The sequence below is a fragment of the Tahibacter sp. genome (assembly GCF_032229445.1).
GTDB lineage: Bacteria > Pseudomonadota > Gammaproteobacteria > Xanthomonadales > Rhodanobacteraceae > Tahibacter.
The window spans coordinates 15,076-33,872 of the sequence record NZ_JAVTWC010000111.1 but is presented as its reverse complement, the minus strand read 5'-3'; the positions used below and the strand labels follow the sequence as shown (position 1 = coordinate 33,872).

The following is an 18,797-nucleotide window of genomic DNA, read 5'->3' as shown; positions in this document are numbered from 1 at the left end:
GTGATCGCCGAGATCAAGAAGGCCAGCCCGAGCAAGGGCGTGATCCGGGCCGACTTCGATCCGGCCGCGATCGCGCGCAGCTACGAGGCGGGCGATGCGGCCTGCCTGTCGGTATTGACCGACGTGGATTTCTTCCAGGGCTGCGACGACTACCTGCGGCAGGCGCGCGCGGCCTGTGCGCTGCCGGTGCTACGCAAGGACTTCACGATCGATGCCTACCAGGTGTACGAGGCGCGGGTGCTCGGAGCCGACTGCATCCTGCTGATCGTCGCCGCCCTCGGCGACGCGGCCCTGGTCGAACTCGCGGCGCTCGCGACCGACCTCGGCATGGACGTGCTCGTCGAAGTGCACGACGCCGAGGAAATGCAGCGCGCGCTCGCGGTCGCGGCGGCAGTGCCGGTGCTGATCGGGGTCAACAACCGCAACCTGCGCACGTTCGAGGTGTCGCTGCAGACCACGCTCGATCTGCGCGCCTGGGTGCCGGCCGGACAGCTGCTGGTTACCGAAAGTGGCATCGTCGCTGCGGGCGACGTGGCACTGATGCGCGACAACGGTGTGCATGCGTTCCTGGTCGGCGAGGTCTTCATGCGCGCACCGGACCCGGGTACGGAACTGCTGCGTCTGTTCGCCTGAGCGTCGAGCTCAGCGCAGGCGCACGACTTCCACCGTATCCCCGAGCGTCGCGCGCAACGCGCGTTCGTGCACGGCGCTGGGCTCGACCAGTACCGCATTGCGCGCTGCCGAGAGTATCGGCAGGTCGGCCAGGCTGTCGCTGTAGCTGATCGCCCACGGCGCATGCACGCCGACCTCGGCCAAGGTTGCCAGCTTGGCTTTGCCGTAGTTGTGCCGCGGCGCGCGCAGACCCAGCCGGCCGAACTCGACCTGCGTGCCGAGTGCGGTGACACCGTCGATGGACAGGCGTCTGAGCAGGCTCTCCAGCAGGTAGTGCGCCGTGCCGCTGACCACGAGCACGCGCGCGCCGGCGGCCACGTGGCCGCGCAGGCGTACGACGAGAGCGTCGATGACGCGCCCTTCGCGCGCCAGCCATACGTCGCAGAAGGTATCGATCTCCGCGTCGAAGCGGCTGCGGTCCAGGCCCAGCGTCAGCGCGCGCGTGAACAGCTTGGCGGTCCACGGAAGCGTGCGTGGATGGCCCAGCAGCGGCAGCAGCGGCAGCAAGGGCAGGGCGGCGAGCACGCGCCAGCGGTTCTGTCGCGTGCGCCAGCGCAGGTAGCCGGCGAAGCTGTCGCCACGCAGCAGCACGCCGTCGAAATCGAAGACGATGGTCTCGGGTTCGTTCATGGAATCCGGCGGACGCGTCCGAACGTTTCCCGCCGCGCAGGCGTGCGGGAAAGACGATGCGCAGGTGACGGCCTGTCGATGCTCAGCGCGTGCCGAGCACCACGATGGTCTTGCCGGCGACCGTGATCATGCCCTGCTCCTCGAGCTGCTTGAGCACACGGCCGACCATCTCGCGCGAGCAGCCCACGATGCGACTGATTTCCTGGCGCGAGATGCGGATCTGGCTGCCCTTGGGATGGGTCATCGCGTCCGGTTCCTCGGTCAGGTCGATCAGCGTCTTGGCGACGCGGCTCGTGACGTCCATGAAGGCCAGGCGGCTGACCTTGCGCGAGGTATGCAGCAGGCGGTTGGACAGCTGCGCGCCGATCGCGAACAGGATCTTCGGGCATTCGCTGGCCAGGCTGGTCTCGAACAGGTGGAACAGGCGCTCGTAGCTGATCTCCGCCAGTTCCACCGGCGTGCGCGAACGCACCATGACCTCGCGCCGCGGGGTTTCCACGAACAGGCCCATCTCGCCGATGAACTCGCCGCGGTTGATGTAGGCCAGGATCAGCTCGCGGCCTTCCTCGTCTTCGGTCAGGACCGTGAGCGAGCCGTCGATGATGTAGTACAGGATGTTGGCGGAGTCGCCGGGCCGGATGATGGCCGTCTTGCTGGGGTAACGGCGCCGGTGGCACTGCCCCAGGAACCGTTCCATGGCCGCGCGATCCGGCACCAGCATCGGAGGCGCTTGAACTTTGTTGACGGCCTGTTGCAGGTTGTAACGAAAGTCAGCGATTTTCTGCATGCCGGGATGCCCCAATTCCTCTGCGAGCCGAGTATGCCGGCGCGACTGGTGTGTGTGGCCGATCCTGGCCTCGTCGATTGCGGCGGGTCCCCAGACGTCCGTCCGCGCAAGCGCGCATCTTAGTCGAAAGCGGCGTGGCTTAACGAATACGTTGGCAGCGGTGTAATCCGCAACCCGAATGGTCCATAATCCGCGCCCTTTCCCCCACCCCGGCCCGTGCGAGGTATTACGCCGTGGTAAAACCGCTCCCGCGTCTGAAGCTCCAAGGTTTCAACAACCTGACCAAGGCGCTCAGCTTCAACATCTACGACATCTGCTATGCGGTGACGCCGGAACAGCGTGATCGCTACATCGAATACATCGATGAGCAGTACGACGCCGACCGGTTGACCCAGATCCTCACGGACGTGGCCGACATCATCGGCGCGAACATCCTCAATATCGCGCGCCAGGACTACGATCCCCAGGGCGCCTCGGTCACGATCCTGATTTCCGAGCAGCCGATCATCGACAAGAAGCTCGCCGGCCGCGACGTCATCTCCGACGCCGTGGTCGCGCACATGGACAAGAGCCACATCACCGTCCATACCTACCCGGAAACGCATCCGCACAACGGCATCGCGACGTTCCGCGCGGACATCGACGTGGCCACCTGCGGCGTGATCTCGCCGCTGAAGGCACTGAACTACCTGATCGAGAGCTTCGAGTCCGACATCGTCACGATGGACTATCGCGTGCGCGGCTTCACGCGTGACGTGAAGGGCAAGAAGCACTACATCGACCACAAGATCAACTCGATACAGGATTACCTGAGCAAGGGCATCAAGCAGCGCTACGAGATGATCGACGTCAACGTCTATCAGGAAAACATCTTCCACACCAAGATGCATGTGAAGGAGTTCCTGCTCGACACGTACCTGTTCGAAGCGAACGCGTCCGACCTCTCGTTCAAGGATCGTCTGCGTATCGAACAGCAGCTCAAGTACGAGATCGAAGAACTGTTCCACGGCCGCAATCTCGGCTGAGTCTGGCTCGTCACCGTGATACCTGCGAACCCCCGGCCAGCGATGGCCGGGGGTTTTGTTCGTGCGCCCGGCCGAAACGGGCTCGGCGACTGGGCAGGCCACGAGCGTGCCGCGGTATCGCACAGTCTGCCGTGTGACCTGCAGCACCGGCATGTCCGGGCGGCGCTGATAGCATGGCCTCATCTCGTCCCGCTGTGCCTACCTCCATGCTGCGCCGCCTGTCCATGAGTTCGCCTTGTGCTGCGTTGATGCTCGCGATCGGGGCCGCGGCACATGCCGCTCCCTACCCGTTGCTCAGACTCGAGTCCCCGGCGGATGTCGGCGAGGCCGCACCCGCCATTCCGCCGGATACGGACGACGTCGTCGCGCGCAAGATTCACGCCCAGCTGCGTGCCCCAGCCGCTGGCGACGCGGCTGGACTGCCACGGACACTGGCTTCCGACGATGAGGTCCTGGTCGAACTGCGCTTCACGGCCGATGCCGGCCTGCAGCGCGCCGAACAGGCCCTGAGCCGCGCCAAGGCCGAAGTGCGCAACGTGCTGGCCGTCGATCGCGTCGAAGCCCGCGTTGCGCGCGACCAGCTCCCTGATCTCGCCCGCGATGCCGATGTGGTCAGCATCGTGCCGGCGCGCCTGGTGCGGCCGCGGATCGGCAGCCGCACCAGCGAAGGCGTGGCCGCCGGCCGCGCCGACCTGTGGCACGCGAATACGCCGACGCTGACCGGCAGTGGCGTGACCATCGCCGTGATCGATGCCTTTGACGATACCAACGGCGAGATCAACAGCCTGCAGCTCGCGGCCAACAACAACTGGCCGCCGGACAGCCGTGTGGTCTTCCAGAACTACAAGACGCTGCCGTCACCTGCTCCCGCAGGATGTGCGACGAACACCTTCGGCTGCCTCGGCGTCAGCCACGGCAACGCAACGACGGAAATCGCCTACGACGTCGCCCCCGGCGCGAATTTCCGCGTCTACGACACCTATACCGTCGGCGACTGGCGCCGCGCGATTCTCGACGCGGCCAACCTCAACAACTCCGGCGGCTCGGCCGGGACGGTGCGTGCGCAGATCATCTCCGCGTCGCTCGGTGCGCCGCTCGACGGCAAGGGCGACGGCAGCGCGCTGCCGGGCTCCATCGCCGAGGCTGCCGGCTGGGCGCGCAATCGCGGCGTGCTCGTGGTCAACGCCGCCGGCAACGAGCGGCAGCAGCATTGGGACGGACTCTTTCGCGCGTCGTCCACCGGCAACGGCTTCCACACCTGGACCACCGGCGCTAACACCGTCTACAACGTGTTTGGCAACGGCAGCGGCTCGGCATACTGCATCCCCGCCGGCGAAACCATCGCCGTTGACCTGTACTGGAACAACTGGGTCTCGCCAGGGGCGAACCGCAACTACGATCTTTACCTGTACCGCCGCACCAACGTCTCGACCTGGGAGGCATTGCCCGTCGCACAGTCCACGCTGATCCAGGGTGGCGGCAGTGGCCAGACACCGCAGGAGCAGATCACGTTCACGGCCAGCGGTTCGACGTCCGGCTGCGCGGCCAACAGCGCGGTGTTCGGCATCGCCGTGGTGCGCGTCGCCGGCACGACGACATTTGAAAATATGGAAGTGTTTACGAATATCCCGCTGGACACGCGCGTGACCGCGCGCAGCCTGGGCTTTCCGGCCGATTCGCCGAACGTGCTCAGCGTAGCAGCGATCAACGTGGCGACGGCGGGCACGAACCCGCAGGAAGCCTTCAGCTCCGAAGGGCCGGTGCTGGCTGCCGGTGGCGGCCTGCCGTCGACGAGCGCCCCGACCGATCCCAACCTCAAGCCCGACGTCGCGAGCTACGACAACGTCAGCACTGTGAGCTACGGTGTCGGCGGCACCAACCCGATTCCGGCGACGAGTTTCACGGGTACCTCGGCGTCGACGCCGCACGTCGCCGGCATGGCGGCGCTGCTGATGCAGCGCAACGGCACGCCGACCACGGCGGCACAACTCGATACGCTGATCCTGACGCCGCTGCGCAGCCTGGCGGCGACCGGCAGCAACGATCTCGGCACGGCCGGACGCGACTACCAGTACGGCCATGGCCGCGTGCGCTTCCAGCGCGAGACCGCGCTGGCTTACCTGCAGCAGCCGGGCAACACGGCGGTCAATACGGCTATCACGCCGGCGGTCAAGGTACGCGTGCTCGACGACGAAGGCCTGCTCGTGCCCAACGGCTTGCTCGCCAGCACCAGCATCGCGATCGGCACCGACCCGAACGGCGGCAGCGCGGTGCTCAGCAACGGCGGCACCGCCGCGCTGGTTCAGGGAGTGGCGACGTGGAACAACCTGCGCATCGATCTGGGTGGCAGCGGCTACGCCCTGCGTACGAGCGGCGGCGCGCTGCCGGCGATCAACAGCAACGCATTCAACATCACGACGGGCGCGGCGACGACATTGGCGTTTGCCCAGCAGCCGTCGACCACGCAGGCCGGTGCGACGATGGCGGTGATCACCGTGCGTGTCGAAGACAACAACGGCAACCTCGTCACCAGTGACAACGCCACGCAGGTGCAACTCACGCGCCCCACCTGCACCGCCAGCCCGGTCCGCGGCGGCGGTCCCGTCGCGGTCGTCAACGGTATTGCCACCTTTGCCAATGTGGTGCTGTATACGCCGGGCTCCGCTCTGCGGCTGACCGCCAGCGCGCCCGGGCGCAGCAGCGACAACAGCAACACGTTCACCATCAGTGCGAACAGCAACCTCCTGTTCCGCAGCGGTTTCGAGGCGTGCCTGCCGTAGCGTGACCGTGTGTCACTTCAAACCCGGTAGACCACCGCTTTCATCGCCGCCGCCGCCAGGCGCATGAGATCCGGGATCGGGCGCGGCAGCGCGCGCGCGCCGGCGCCCAGCGCATGCTCCGCATGGCGTGCCTCGTCGTCCTTCATGACCGCGACAATGGCGCGGCTGCGCGCATCCCGCGGCGGCAGTCCGGTGTGTTCCAGATGCTCGTCGAGATGCGCCTCGACCTGGCGTTCCGTTTCCACCACGAAACCCAGATTCCAGCCGTCGCCGCGCAGACCGGCCGCGAGCCCCATGGCGTAGGCGCCGGCGTACCACAGCGGATTCAGGAGACTGGGCCGGCTGCCGAGTTCCTCGAGGCGATCCTGGCACCAGGACAGGTGGTCGGTTTCCTCCTGCGCGGCTTCCAGCAGCATCGCGCGGGTTGCCTCGTCGCGGGCGACTGCGGCCTGGCCGACATAGAGCGCCTGGGCGCAGACCTCGCCCGTGTGGTTGATGCGCATGAGTCCGGCGGCGTGCGCGCGTTCGGTCTCGTCGAGTTCCGCAGCCGGCAAGTCGCCGGCCGGGTTCGCGCGCGCAGCCTCGGCGCGCGCGCCCAGCGCGGTGCCGAGCGCTTGTTCGATCTGCCCGAGAACGTGGTCGATGCGGCTGTAGTGACGCGTGAACATGGGCAATTCCTGCAGGGTCGAAAGAATTCAGTGCGCAGTGACACGGCGCGACAAGGGCGGGGTGAGGGTGTCCCCCTCGGCTTTCAACTGTCGTGCGAGCAGCGTGACGGGATGAATGACCGCAATCGCCTGGTCGCGGGCGCGCAGCCCGTTGCCGAGGTGGATGCGGCAGCCGATGTTGCTGGTCAGCAGCAGGTCGGCCTGCCGCGCCTGCACCTGGTCCAGGCATTCATCGCGCAGCGGATCGGCGATCGCGGGATAGCGCAGGAAATGGCTTCCGCCTGCGCCGCAGCAGCCCGGCTGCTCGGGAAGTTCCGCAATATGTAACTGTGGAATATGGGCCAGCAGGGTGCGTGCCGCGGCTGCCGCGCCCGCCGCACTGTTCAGCGAGCAGGGCCGGTGTAGCGCCGCTGTCAACGGCAGGGGCCGGAACGTCAGTGTTGCCAATTGCGGATCAGCCGCGAGGAACGCGCCGATCTCGCGCACGACGATGCCACTGTCCGCGAGCACGACATCCCGCATGTCGCCGTAGCAGCCCGAAGCCGACACCAGCACCGTATCGACGGCGGCCTCGACGAATGCGCGCCGCGTCGCGGCGGCCAGGGGCTGGGACACGCTCACATGTCCGGCATGCCGCGGCAGCGCGCCACAGCAGCCCTGTCCCGGCGGCTCGATCACAACGTAGCCCAGCGCCGCGAGCAGTTGTCGTGCGGCCGCGTGCGTATCGCGATCGAATGCCGAGGCCACGCAGCCGAGGAACAGGCCGACACGGCCGCGTTCGCTTGCAGCGGGAACCGCCCGTACCGACGAGCCGTGCAGGTCCGGCAGCCGTGGCAACTGGCCGATCCAGCGTGCAAGCCCTGACGTCCTGCCACGGCGCCGGGCCACCGCGCCCAGCCAGCGTGGCAGGCGCAGCGCTTCGCCGAACCGCGCCAGCGTGTGTATCCAGCGCGGCCGGGCGATCAGTCCATAGATAAGGCGCTGCAGACGATCGGGAGGCCGCGCCGTCTCGCGCCGGCTCAGGTCGATCAGGCGCCCGTACTGCACGCCCGAGGGACAGACCCGTTCACAGGACAGGCAGCCGAGGCAGTGGTCGAGATGCGTCAGCGCGGACGGCTGCGCGCCGATTTCGCCGGCGGCCAATGCCTTGGCGAGCCTGATGCGGCCGCGCGGCGACTCGGCTTCCGTGCGCCCCACGCGGTAGGTCGGACAGGCGGGGAGACACAGACCGCACTGGACGCACTGGTCGGCGAGATTCAGGAGTTCCAGGGTCGCGGCACGTGCAGGGGGGATGGCGGACATGTCAGTTCATGCTAGCATTCGCGCCCCCCGGCGACCTGCCGGACCAGGCCGGATCGCAGCACGACACACGTCGGCCCAGGGCTTGCAGCCCCAGGCATGTGCCGCTATCATCCCGCGCCTTTCCCTGCCCCTTTGGCACAAGGTTTCTTGTCATGAAAACGATCAGCGCGAAAGCTGAGACAGTAAAGCGCGACTGGTACGTCGTCGACGCTACCAATAAGACGCTGGGCCGTCTGTGCTCCGAAATCGCGCTGCGTCTGCGCGGCAAGCACAAGACCATCTTCACGCCACACGTCGACACCGGCGATTACATCGTCGTCGTCAACGCAGAAAAGATCCATGCGACCGGCGCGAAGATGGACGACAAGTTCTATCACCGCTTCACCGGTTACATCGGCAACCTGAAGTCGATCTCGCTCAAGGACATGCTCGCTACCCATCCGGAGCGCGTCATCGAGTTCGGCGTCAAGGGCATGCTGCCGAAGAACCCGCTGGGCCGCGCGATGTACCGCAAGCTCAAGGTGTACGCCGGCGCCGATCATCCGCACACCGCCCAGCAGCCGCAGGCGCTGGACCTCTGATTTCCGCAGGAATAGAGCACATGGCACTGCAACAGAATTACGGCACCGGCCGTCGCAAGACTTCCGCCGCTCGCGTGTTCCTGCGCCCGGGCACCGGCAACATCACGGTGAACGGCAAGACCCTCGACACGTTCTTCGGCCGCGAAACCGCCCGCATGATCGTGCGCCAGCCGCTGGAACTGCTGAACTTCACCGAGAAGTTCGACATTCTCGTGACGGTTGAAGGCGGCGGCACCACCGGCCAGGCCGGCGCCATCCGTCTTGGTATCTCGCGCGCACTGACCGAATACGACGACAGCCTCAAGTCCCCGCTGCGCAAAGCCGGTTTCATGACCCGCGACGCACGCGAAGTGGAACGCAAGAAGGTCGGCCTGCACAAAGCCCGCCGCGCCACCCAGTTCTCGAAGCGCTAATCCCGCATCGACGGGACAGGAAGTCCCGAACGCAGCGCGCACACGGTCAGAGCGCGCGCCGCGGCAATTTGATGGGAGATCGTCTAACGGTAGGACAACGGACTCTGACTCCGTTTATCTAGGTTCGAATCCTAGTCTCCCAGCCACCCCAAGAGCCCTCGCAGAAATGCGGGGGTTTTTGCTTTCCACGCCCCTGAATTGCGTTGATCCGTGCCTGGCCCTGCCAAGAGTGATCTTGGACGCGTACTTGTCGGGTTCTCACAGCGCTCCCAGATCGCGGTCGAACGCGGGGTCATGCAATTGCAGACAGGTTAAGCAATGACGATGAAGCAGCGATGAGAAAAACGAAATTCTGGGATGGCCGGGCGGACCACCCCTTCTTTGCGCATTTGTCAGAAAGAATCAAAGACCTTGGTTTCCTGTGGAACGGGCTGGAGTCAGGCCCTGAGACCGACGTGGCCCGATGGCGCCTGGCGCTGTTTGAGGGCTATGAGCTGGAGCTGTCGTTGATGGCGGATGACGCACGACTGCCATCGGGCTATTTCGGATTCATGCCGACGCTGTTTGTGGTCTCCGAACGCCAAGCGCGAGTCTGGAGTGAGCTCCGACTGTGGGAGTGTTTCAACCTGATGCCAGGCAATACGGTAGAACCTGAGCCGGGGCCTGCGAGGATTCTCGCTATCGGGCTGCGTTGGCTGATCCGGGCATGGCACGAGCCGCGAGATACCCCGTGGCCCGTTCCGGGTTGGAGCAAGGTTCTCAGCGAAGAGGCGGCAGCCTGTGCGGATGAACTGGGACGCTTTCTCGACAGGCATCTGCCACGCCTTGTGCCATTGTTTGAGGTGCCGGCAGCACTCGCACACACGATGTTGAACCTGGAAACATTTCCCGGAAAATTCGACGCCAACGGCCCGCGCAGCGCGTGTCGGAGCATCTACACCGCCATCCTTCTTCATGACGCGGGCGGAACCGGCGAAGCGATGAAGGAACTGGATCTGGAAAAGCGCGAAGTTGCAGCCAAGGTTCAACGTGGCATGGAGCCGCAATTCCTCGACATCACGCATTGCCAGATTGCCCGGCTGACCCAGTGGATGAACGGCGGTGCGCCGCCCAACGCTTCCACTCCGGGCAAACTATCGGGCTGAAGCGACGAGGCCTCAGCTCAGGTCCATGGTGATGGGGGTTCCTGCGATGCGCTTCGGACACCACCCGCATTACGTCGCCGCGCTCATGCGGTGCTTGCGAACGATCTTCGCCACGGCGACTCCCGCCTCGGCATCCTTCAAGATCACGGCGATCTGCACTTCGCTGAGTTTCTGTTTCTGTAGGAGTCTTACTGTTCAGAAGAGCCGCTACGTTTCGGTGGCCGCATCTATGAGCCATGGACCATGCCCGCGGCGTTGCCGCGGGCTACGGGAACGCCTGAGGCGAATTCGTGTGCCGGCCTACTTCAAACCCATGTAGTCACGCTTGCCGATTTCCACGCCGTTGTGCCGCAGCAACGCGTAGGCGGTGGTGACGTGGAAGAAGAACTGCGGCAGGCCGTAGCTGAGGAGATAGCTGCTGCCGCTGAAGCGTTTTTCTTTCGGCGTGCCGGGGCGGGTGACGATTTCGCGTTCTTCGCCGCCGTCGAACTGGGCGGGCGCGATGCCTGCGATAAAGGTCTGGGTTTGCGAAATCAGGGTCTGTAGTTCCTCGAAGGACGTTTCCTTGTCGTCGTACTTCGGTACCTCGATGTCGGCCAGCCGCGCCGAGACGCCGCGGGCGAAATCGCAGGCGATCTGCACTTGGCGAATCAGCGGGAACATGTCCGGAAACAGGCGGCTCTGCAGCAGCGCGGCTGGTTCGATCTTCTTCTCGGTGGCATGGGTCTGTGACTTGGCGAGCAGATCGGCGAGGCTGCCGAGCATCTGCTGGAACACGGGGACGGAGGCGGTGTAGAGGGATACGGTCATGGGAGTTCCTGGCGTTGGATCGGGCGGCGGCGAGACGGTTGGTCGGCAACGATGACAGCGCACTGGCCGGATCGCAACGATGCGCACCGATCGGCGCGCCGCCTGGTGAGGACCGCTTCACCCCATCCGTGCAGGATCAGGCAAGAAGGCCGCAGTAACGCGATATCGCCTCGCGCGCGCACGAGGCGATGATGCTGGCCCGATCCGACCTGCAAGGAACACGTCATGGCTAGTGCAAAAGGCTACGCGGCATCCGAGGCCAAGGCGGCGCTCGCGCCGTTCACGTTCCAGCGGCGCGAGCCGAATGACGACGATGTCGTCATCGCGATCCGCTACTGCGGCATCTGTCATTCCGACATCCACATGGTCGACAACGGCTGGGGCAACAGCGTGTTTCCGCTGGTGCCGGGCCACGAGATCGCCGGCGTGGTGACCGCGGTCGGCGCGAAGGTCACGAAATTCAAGCCCGGCGACCACGTCGGTGTCGGCTGCTTCGTCGACTCGTGCACGACCTGCGCGCAGCGCGACGTCGATCGCGAGCAGTACATGCCCGGCCTCGTTCTGACCTATAGCAGCTTCGAGCCGGGCAGCAGCACGCCGACCTACGGCGGCTATTCCGATTCCATCGTGGTCAAGGAGGGCTATGTGCTCTCGATCCCGGCCAACCTGCCGCTGGACGCGGCCGCGCCGCTGCTGTGTGCTGGTATCACGCTGTACTCGCCGCTGCGTCACTGGAATGCGGGGCCAGGCAAGAAGGTCGCCATCGTCGGCATGGGCGGCCTTGGCCACATGGGCGTAAAGCTCGCGCATGCGATGGGCGCCGAGGTTACGGTGCTGAGCCAGACGCTGTCGAAAAGAGACGACGGGCTGCGCCTCGGCGCCACGCACTACTACGCAACCAATGATTCGGCGACGTTCGCGACGCTGGCCGGAACCTTCGATCTGATCATCTGCACGGTGTCTTCGCCGATCGACTGGAACGCCTACCTCGGCCTGCTCGGGATCGGCGGCACCTTCGTCGTCGTCGGTGCGCCCGAGCAGCCCGTGCCGGTGCATGCCTTCGCCGTGATTCCGCATCGCCGTTCGCTGGCCGGTTCGATGATCGGTTCGATCAAGGAAACCCAGGAGATGCTCGATTTCTGCGGCGCGAACGGCATCGTCGCCGATATCGAGACCATCGCCATGAACCAGGTCAACGAAGCGTACGAGCGCATCGCGAAGAGCGATGTGCGCTATCGCTTCGTCATCGACATGGCGACGCTGGACTGATCCGAACGGCTGCCGCCGGCTCGCGCACCGCGCGTGGTCCGGCGGCGGTCCCGTCCTGCGACGACCCGATCGTTTTTCCGACTGCTACGCCGCAGGACCGATCTGCCGCTGCAGTTCGCGCCGCTGCCGTTGCAGCGCAGCGACGCGCCAATGCGCCTGCATCAACGTGCCGAAGGCGAGTACGAGCAGGCTCGCGCCAACGCTGGCCGCTGCATGGTAGGTCGCGCTGCCGGTGCTCGCACCGAGCGCCAGCGCACCGGCGAAGAACACGCCCGTGAAGACCACGGCCATACGTCCGGCGACGATGCGATGATGTCCGAGCAACGGCCGCCGTTGGCGCAGCACCCAGGTTGCATAGGCGATCCAACTGACACCAATCGCCAACAGCACGGCCAGCGCTGTCTGGGTGCGTCCCGGCAGCGCCGGTTCGGTCGCGAGCAGGGCGGCCAGCAGCACGGACATCAGCGTCGCGGCGAGCAGCAACGCGACATGGCCGTAGCGCGCGAGCGGCGACAGTGCGCCCGCGGTCAGGCGTTGCAGTTCGAGTTCGAGGGCAGCGGTAGCAGGATCAACGGACATGGCGGTTCTCCGGGGCAGTGAGTCGTTGGCGTAGCAGATGGCGCGCCCGGAACAGGCGCGATTTCACCGTCCCCGGCGGAATCGCGAGCGCGCTCGCGATCTCGGTGAGCGGCAGTTCTTCGAGGTAGAACAAGGTCAGCACTTCGCGTTCGGCCAGCGGCAGCAGCGACAGGCCGCCCAGGAGTTGCGTGATGTCGGCGTCGTCGCCGTCCGTCTCGGCCGCGATCGTGTCGAGCACATCGGACGTATCCAGCGGCATCGCGTAGCGCGAGCGCAGCCGGTCCATGGCCACGCGATGGGCGATGCCGAACAACCAGGCGCGGAACTGCGCCGCATCGCGCAGCCGTCCGAGGCTCTGGATCGCGCGCAGCCAGACTTCCTGGGTCAGATCGCGCGCCACGTCCGCGTCGTCGGCGAGGCGCCGCGCGTAGCGGTGCAACGGGCCGGCCCAGCGCCGCACCAGCGCGTCGAACGCGGCGCGTTCGCCGAGCTGGCAACGCACGACCAGCAACTGGTCATCGGGGGCAAGGGCTGCGGCATCGGTCTTCACGCGGGGCATCTCCTTCGTCTGGCCGAGGTAGTCGGAGGAGGGCGCGCAAAGGTTCACGCGATCGAATGTGGCGCACTGCTCTTGTCTTGTCCGCGTCCCGACACGGTCGCGGTGATTTCCTCGCCGCCGTCGGGCGTGTCTTGCGACCTCGGCGCAATCCGTTGCGTCAAGACCGCGCAGCCTGCCCGCGACCTGTTGGTCCTCTCGATGACGCAACGTGATTGCGCCGCCACAGTGGCACCGAGTGCCGGCGCTGCAACGCGGCGATCAGCTCTGCGACGGCGTTCCGGTCATGTGCACCAGCTCCCAGCTATGACCGTCGAGGTCTTCGAACGCATGGCTGTACATGAAGCCGTAGTCGATCGGCGGGCGCGGTGCGCTGCCGCCAGCGGCGAGGGCTTTGGCGACGAGTTCGTCGACCTTCTCCCGGCTGTCGACCGATAGCGCCGTCAGCGCTTCCACATGCGTGCGCATGTCGCAGAGCTGCTTGTCGGTGAAGGTCCTGAAGAATGCCTCGCGCAGCAGCATCACGAAGATGTTGCTGTCGATGACCATGCAGGCGGCGTCATCGTCGGTGTATTCCGCGTTGAAGCCGTAGCCGAGTTCGGTGAAGAAGGCCACGGACTTGTCGAGATCCTTGACCGCGACGTTGAGGAAGATCTGGGTTGTCATGGGCATGCTCCTGCGGGTGATGGGTTCGTCGCGACCGGTCCGGCGTGGTGGGACGGATCTTGCCGGTCGGGCGTGCGGGATTGCCGTCCGGGTGACGGGTTCTGCGCTCGCCCGGTGAATGCGTCGAGCGAGCGTGGCCCGAATCGACACGGCGACAATTCGTCCGCGTCGCGGCGGCGTTGCGAGAGGACTCGCTGCCGACGATGTCATCCAGGTATCGCCGCGCCGGTTCCGCTACCGGAAGTTGACCAGATAACGCACGCACGAACGTGACGCCTCGTGCACGACCGCGGTATACGAGCCGATAGCTGCGGACTCGCCGCTCGTCAATCCGGTCGGATGCGTCGGGGTGTCGGAGTCCGGGTCGGTACTCTGCGGGCTCGGCGGTGTGGACCGCTGGAGCGAAGCGCCGGACGATTTCCATCTGACGAGTTGGAAGCCGCCGGGACTGACCTACGCCGACGTGCTCGACGCACACTGGTTCGCGCAATGGCAGCTGGTGTTCCGCGATGACGCCGGAAAGGGACTGCGGCTGTTCGGATCTCCGGTCACTTTCGTCGCGCAGGAATAGCGATCCGCCGTCCACAACGGCCCGGCGACCGGTCGGGGCGCATGTATCGTGAAACACGGGGCTCGTGTTCGCATTGCCGACCCTGCATGGATAAGCGGCAGCGCGCCGGAATCCTTCCTGCTTCAGTGTGGATATGTTGCATTTGCGTCATGGCCGCGCACTGGGTGCGCCGGACGCTGCGCGTCCGTTGCGTCTTTCGGCTAGGCCGCAACCGCGGAGTCCGTGTTGACCGGTTCGGCGATCGGGCCGGCATTCGCGCCAAGGGCGAACCCGTAGAGGCGGGCATTGGGCACCCAGCCGTCCGCGTCGCTTGCGAGCGCATCGTCGCGACCGGCATGGAGCAGGTAGTCCAGTGCGTTGATCACGATCTGGTGCGTCACGAGTAGCACGCGCTCGCCGGCGGAACGCCCGATCAGATCAGCGAGAAGCCGGTGCACGCGCATGACGACATCGCAGCGCGATTCGCCGCCGGGCGGCCGGAAATGGAAGCGGCCGACGCGTTCACGTTGCGCGGCCAGTTGCGGATAGCGTTCGGCCACACCGGTGCGCGTCAGTCCTTCGAGCACGCCGAATGACTTCGGCGCCAGACGGGCGTCCAGCGTGAACGCAATGCGGCAATTGGCGAAGCCGTAGCGGATGACGCCGTCGGCGGTTTCCAGCGCACGCCGATGCGGCGAGCAGACGATGCGGGTTGGCCGCTGCGACGGCGGCAGCAACGTGATCTGGTGGCCCAGCCGCGCAGCCTGCTCATGGCCCAGGTCGGTCAGCGGCAATTCCGCGTCGGACAGCGCGATCCCCACATCGGCCAGTCCGCGCGCTTCGGCGTCGGCGCGCGCGGTGTTGCCGAGACTTTGGCCGTGACGGCAGGCCAGCAGGGTAGTGGTGGAATTCAACGCGATCATTGCTGCTCCTGTGAGGCCGGATCGGCGGTTCCTCCGCCGACGGGGACGTTTGTGCGACTGTCGCCAGCGCAGAGCAACTCCCATGCCATGACGCGACAGCGCGAATTTCCTCGCACGTGTCGCGTTGCCGTGCCGCGCGGGCTGCAATCTGCAAGCCCACGCGGGCGCGCAGCGTGCAGCTCGCGGCAGCGCGTTCGCGCCGGCGTGAAACGATCGCGAAACCCGACCGGTCAGTCGATCAGGTCCGCCTGCAGGACCGGCGTGAACCAGAGCAACTGATAGTGGTAGTAGGGGTAGGTATAGCTCGCGTTCTCCCCGGCGATCGACGAGCTATGGGCGCCGTAGACCAGGCAGGTGCCGGTCGAACAGACGATTTCGTCGATGTACGACTTGATCGAATATTCACGGGCGGCCAGGCGCCTGGCGTAGATGCCGTTGAGCAGCGGACTGGATACGGCCAGTCCGTTGCTGCCGCAGGTCGACGTGGGCACGTTGAATGGATACATGCCGCAGCTCCACAAGCCGCGGTACGCACCGGCGATGCCGACGAAGCTCTCAACCTTGGCCGCCAGATTGAGCTTGAGGATCTCGCGCGCGGCAAGCGTCACGCCCATCGAATGCCCGATCACATCGATCCTGCCCGTGCAGGACGACGCGATCGCATTGTTCAGGGCGTTCGCGACGGGCGTCTCCTCGCTGCCGCTGTGATCGTTGCAGGCCGGGCAGATCTTGCTGCCCCAGTCCGGCAGGAAGATCTGCGCGTCGGTGTAGCCGCGGGCGCGAAGTTCCACGTAGGTGTTGTCGAAGTCTTCGGGCGAACCGCTGTTGCCGTGCACGAGCACGGCGCTGTCGACACAGGCGGATTGCGCCTGCAGCGCAGCGAATGACAAAGCGATGACCGTTGCGCTACGGATGAGCTGATGCATGACGAACCCTCCCCACGGTGGGTCGCAGCGTAGTCCTCCGGTGCCGTGGAGTGGATCTGTACCAAAGTACAGGGGCTGTGGTGGCCGCGCGACCCGCGCGCCCTGCGCACGCTGTCGCGCCACCTGTGATGGCGGTCACAGGCTCGGCTTCGACCTAAGTCGATACCGCCGTGGGTCGCCTGCGCATCGTCGGCCGTATCGGTCCGTTCACGCGTGATGCCGCGTGCACGACGCATCGGCCGGCTATCGTCGACCCCCTGTCGCCGCTGCGCGCGTCTTCGTGGGGAAGCGCGCCGGAATGCTGGTTGACTCGTGATGACGGAGCGATGGCGTGAATCATCAGAAGATCGTGCTGTCCGCCAACGCGGCCGGCCTGTTGCTGCTTTCGGTCGGCGTACTCGCCGATGGCCCAGCGGTCTCCGGCGCGGCGCCGGCCTATGCGCCGCTGTTTACGACCACGTATACGCCCGCGCAATCCGTGAACTGGCGGGTCGAACCCGACGGCACGATCGTGACCTTTGGCAGCGGGCGCGCGCGTTCGCGCCACGAGTCAGAGAATATTTTCTATACCTTTCCCGTGCGCTACCACGAGCACCGGACCTTCGGTTTCGAAATCCACGATCACGTTGCCGCCGGCGGCAATTCGATCGAGATCTTCTACTCGCCGCAGTACGCTCACTGGCGCCAACCCGAGTGCCGCTCGGCCTACGGCAATCCCTACCGTGCTGCGTTCAACAACAACGCCACCTTCAATCCGACACCGGTCGCGGTGGCCAATCCGGACGGCAGCGGCCAGAAGTGGGTCTGCCGCATCACGCGCAACGCGCATACCGGCAGCGACGGCGTGCTGCGCGTCGGCGACTGGATGGAAGTGGAGTTCCAGCAGTTTCTCGGCCTTTTCCAGGGCGATCCGGTCGTGCAGGGGCAGACGGTCTATTACACCGACACCTATCGTTTCCGCATCGGCTCGCCCGGGCTTTACATCGAAGGCGACGAAGCACTGAATACGCGCCTGAGTGCCGGCGGTGCGGCGACCGCGCCGTTCGTGCGCGCTGGCGATACCGTTGCGCCAGCCGACGTGGTGTCGCAGCAGGGCAACCTGCTGACGTATCGCAACGACGCCAATCAGGTCGTCACCCACCCGATCCTCGACGGTCTCGGCAACTACAACACCTACGTCGTCGACAGCGGCACGACCGACTACACGACGTTCTTCCGCGAGGCACTGAACATCCGCTGGCCTACGCACAACGATTTCCTCACGGGCCGGCGGCTGTTCCACAGTTCTTTCAAGACCGGCGCGCACTTCGAACCGGGCAATCCGGCGCATACCGGCATCAGTGGCCTGGCGAACGGACTGACCGTGCAGGAGTCATGCATTGCCTGCCATGTGCACAACGGCCGTGGCAGCGCGCCCGCGCCGGGACAGCCGCTGCAGGCGATGGTCATGAAGGTTTCCTCGGGCGCGCTCGATGCGAATGGCGTGCCGTTGCCGCATCCCCAGTTCGGGAGCACGCTGCAACCGCGTTCGCTCAATCCCGGCGTGCCGCCGGAACCGGCGCCGAGGATGACTTTCAGCGATGAATCCGGCAGCTACGGTGATGGCCAGGCTTTCGTGTTGCAGCGGCCGGTACACGCCTTTTCCGGCGGCGACGACCGCATCTTTGCGTCGGCGTTCCAGCTGCAGGACGTGCCGGGTGTCAGCCTCGCGTTCCGTTCGGCGCGCATGCCGCAGACCATCGCCGGCCTCGGCCTGCTCGAGGCGGTGGACGAGGAAACCCTGCTGCAGCGGCACGATCCCGATGATCTGGATGCCGACGGCATCTCCGGCCGTGTTGCCCTGGTGCCGGCGTCTGGCGGCCTGCCGCATGTCGGCCGCTTCGGTTGGAAGGCGGACAAGGCGAGTTTGCGCCAGTTCGCCGCGACCGCGCTGCGCAACGAGATTGGTGTGAAGACCTCGCTGCTGCCGCAGCTCGACTGCGCACCATCGCAGACCGCGTGCGCACAGCAGGCGCAGTCCGCCGCCACCCTGAGCGACAGCGACCTTGCCCTGATCACGACCTATGTGCAGATGACCGGTGCGCCCTCGCGACGGCCCGACACGGTGAATCTGCCGCAGGTGACGTCGGGTGAAACCGTGTTCCAGCAGCTCGGCTGCGGCGGCTGCCATGTCGCGAGCCTGCAGAGCGGCTATCGCCATCCGCTCGCGGAGCTGCGCGGCCAGCCCGTCCATGCGTACACGGATCTGCTGCTGCACGACATGGGTGAAGGCCTCGCCGATACGCTCAGCCCTTCCGCGGCGCTCAATCGCGAATGGCGCACGCCGCCGTTATGGGGGATCGGACTGCGGCAGGCGGTCAACGGTCATGGCCGGCTGCTGCATGACGGCCGCGCGCGCGACCTGCCCGAAGCGATCCTGTGGCATGGCGGCGAAGCGGCGGCGAGTCGCGAGGCGTTCCGCAATCTGCCCGTCAGCAGTCGTGCAGCGCTCGTGGCCTTCCTCGATTCGCTGTAG

At 66.0% G+C, this 18,797-nt stretch carries 19 protein-coding genes and 1 tRNA gene; 10 read left to right on the top strand and 10 right to left on the bottom strand.

The window, feature by feature from the left end; genetic code table 11:
• On the top strand, positions 1-633 hold a 633-nt coding region (trpC, locus tag RUU78_RS20595), incomplete at its 5' end, for an indole-3-glycerol phosphate synthase TrpC (protein WP_313919553.1).
• Between the two features lie 9 nt (positions 634-642).
• Here the strand turns inward: trpC and RUU78_RS20590 are convergent.
• Both RUU78_RS20590 and crp read right to left on the bottom strand, forming a co-directional pair.
• A complete protein-coding gene (locus RUU78_RS20590) occupies positions 643-1,302 on the bottom strand; it encodes a haloacid dehalogenase-like hydrolase (protein WP_313919552.1) in 660 nt (219 codons plus the stop codon).
• Positions 1,303-1,384: 82 nt separating this feature from the next.
• On the bottom strand, positions 1,385-2,023 hold the full coding sequence (gene crp / locus RUU78_RS20585; RefSeq protein ID WP_313919554.1) for a cAMP-activated global transcriptional regulator CRP: 639 nt from the start codon (positions 2,021-2,023) through the stop codon (positions 1,385-1,387).
• Between the two features lie 299 nt (positions 2,024-2,322).
• Here crp and speD point away from each other — a divergent pair, with 299 nt between their 5' ends.
• Positions 2,323-3,114, top strand: a complete 792-nt coding sequence (speD, locus tag RUU78_RS20580; RefSeq protein WP_313919551.1) for an adenosylmethionine decarboxylase — start codon at positions 2,323-2,325, stop codon at positions 3,112-3,114.
• Positions 3,115-3,338: 224 nt separating this feature from the next.
• Entirely contained in the window at positions 3,339-5,894 is a 2,556-nt protein-coding gene (locus RUU78_RS20575; protein WP_313919550.1) for a S8 family serine peptidase, read from the top strand.
• 17 nt (positions 5,895-5,911) lie between these two features.
• Here the strand turns inward: RUU78_RS20575 and coq7 are convergent, their stop codons facing one another.
• Positions 5,912-6,562: a 2-polyprenyl-3-methyl-6-methoxy-1,4-benzoquinone monooxygenase gene (gene coq7, locus RUU78_RS20570; protein WP_313919549.1), complete on the bottom strand. Its 651-nt coding sequence runs from the start codon at positions 6,560-6,562 to the stop codon at positions 5,912-5,914.
• A 27-nt stretch (positions 6,563-6,589) separates the two neighbouring features.
• Positions 6,590-7,864 (bottom strand): (Fe-S)-binding protein, encoded by a 1,275-nt coding sequence (locus RUU78_RS20565; RefSeq protein ID WP_313919548.1) that lies wholly within the window; start codon positions 7,862-7,864, stop codon positions 6,590-6,592.
• Between the two features lie 152 nt (positions 7,865-8,016).
• Here RUU78_RS20565 and rplM point away from each other — a divergent pair, with 152 nt between their 5' ends.
• From rplM to RUU78_RS20545, 4 genes are all read left to right on the top strand, one after another.
• Positions 8,017-8,445, top strand: a complete 429-nt coding sequence (gene rplM, locus RUU78_RS20560; RefSeq protein ID WP_313919547.1) for a 50S ribosomal protein L13 — start codon at positions 8,017-8,019, stop codon at positions 8,443-8,445.
• A 20-nt stretch (positions 8,446-8,465) separates the two neighbouring features.
• The gene (rpsI, locus tag RUU78_RS20555; protein WP_313919546.1) at positions 8,466-8,858 is read left to right on the top strand and encodes a 30S ribosomal protein S9; all 393 of its coding nucleotides are present in this window, start codon (positions 8,466-8,468) and stop codon (positions 8,856-8,858) included.
• A gap of 72 nt (positions 8,859-8,930) precedes the next feature.
• Positions 8,931-9,004 (top strand) — tRNA-Gln (locus RUU78_RS20550).
• 189 nt (positions 9,005-9,193) lie between these two features.
• Entirely contained in the window at positions 9,194-10,003 is an 810-nt protein-coding gene (locus RUU78_RS20545) for a hypothetical protein (protein ID WP_313919545.1), read from the top strand.
• A 300-nt stretch (positions 10,004-10,303) separates the two neighbouring features.
• Here the strand turns inward: RUU78_RS20545 and RUU78_RS20540 are convergent, their stop codons facing one another.
• Positions 10,304-10,813, bottom strand: a complete 510-nt coding sequence (locus tag RUU78_RS20540) for a DUF1993 domain-containing protein (protein ID WP_313919544.1) — start codon at positions 10,811-10,813, stop codon at positions 10,304-10,306.
• Positions 10,814-11,038: 225 nt separating this feature from the next.
• On the opposite strand from RUU78_RS20540, the gene RUU78_RS20535 reads away from it, so the two are divergent.
• Positions 11,039-12,082, top strand: a complete 1,044-nt coding sequence (locus tag RUU78_RS20535; protein ID WP_313919543.1) for an NAD(P)-dependent alcohol dehydrogenase — start codon at positions 11,039-11,041, stop codon at positions 12,080-12,082.
• 84 nt (positions 12,083-12,166) lie between these two features.
• Here the strand turns inward: RUU78_RS20535 and RUU78_RS20530 are convergent, their stop codons facing one another.
• The 3 genes from RUU78_RS20530 to RUU78_RS20520 all read right to left on the bottom strand — a co-directional run bounded on the left by RUU78_RS20530 (position 12,167) and on the right by RUU78_RS20520 (position 13,889).
• The gene (locus RUU78_RS20530; RefSeq protein WP_313919542.1) at positions 12,167-12,661 is read right to left on the bottom strand and encodes a hypothetical protein; all 495 of its coding nucleotides are present in this window, start codon (positions 12,659-12,661) and stop codon (positions 12,167-12,169) included.
• Positions 12,651-13,211: a sigma-70 family RNA polymerase sigma factor gene (locus RUU78_RS20525; RefSeq protein WP_313919541.1), complete on the bottom strand. Its 561-nt coding sequence runs from the start codon at positions 13,209-13,211 to the stop codon at positions 12,651-12,653. Before RUU78_RS20525 ends, RUU78_RS20530 begins: the two co-directional genes overlap by 11 nt.
• A 267-nt stretch (positions 13,212-13,478) precedes the next feature.
• Complete coding sequence (locus RUU78_RS20520; protein ID WP_313919540.1) at positions 13,479-13,889, bottom strand: VOC family protein; 411 nt, start codon at positions 13,887-13,889, stop codon at positions 13,479-13,481.
• Positions 13,890-14,232: 343 nt separating this feature from the next.
• Here RUU78_RS20520 and RUU78_RS20515 point away from each other — a divergent pair, with 343 nt between their 5' ends.
• The gene (locus RUU78_RS20515) at positions 14,233-14,454 is read left to right on the top strand and encodes a hypothetical protein (RefSeq protein WP_313919539.1); all 222 of its coding nucleotides are present in this window, start codon (positions 14,233-14,235) and stop codon (positions 14,452-14,454) included.
• 200 nt (positions 14,455-14,654) lie between these two features.
• Here RUU78_RS20515 and RUU78_RS20510 read toward each other — a convergent pair whose 3' ends face one another.
• Positions 14,655-15,356 carry a histidine phosphatase family protein gene (locus RUU78_RS20510; protein ID WP_313919538.1) on the bottom strand — a complete coding sequence of 234 codons (702 nt, stop codon included), beginning with the start codon at positions 15,354-15,356 and terminating at the stop codon, positions 14,655-14,657.
• Positions 15,357-15,586: 230 nt separating this feature from the next.
• Positions 15,587-16,282 (bottom strand): alpha/beta fold hydrolase, encoded by a 696-nt coding sequence (locus RUU78_RS20505; protein ID WP_313919537.1) that lies wholly within the window; start codon positions 16,280-16,282, stop codon positions 15,587-15,589.
• 331 nt (positions 16,283-16,613) lie between these two features.
• Here RUU78_RS20505 and RUU78_RS20500 point away from each other — a divergent pair, with 331 nt between their 5' ends.
• Complete coding sequence (locus tag RUU78_RS20500) at positions 16,614-18,797, top strand: di-heme oxidoredictase family protein (protein ID WP_313919536.1); 2,184 nt, start codon at positions 16,614-16,616, stop codon at positions 18,795-18,797.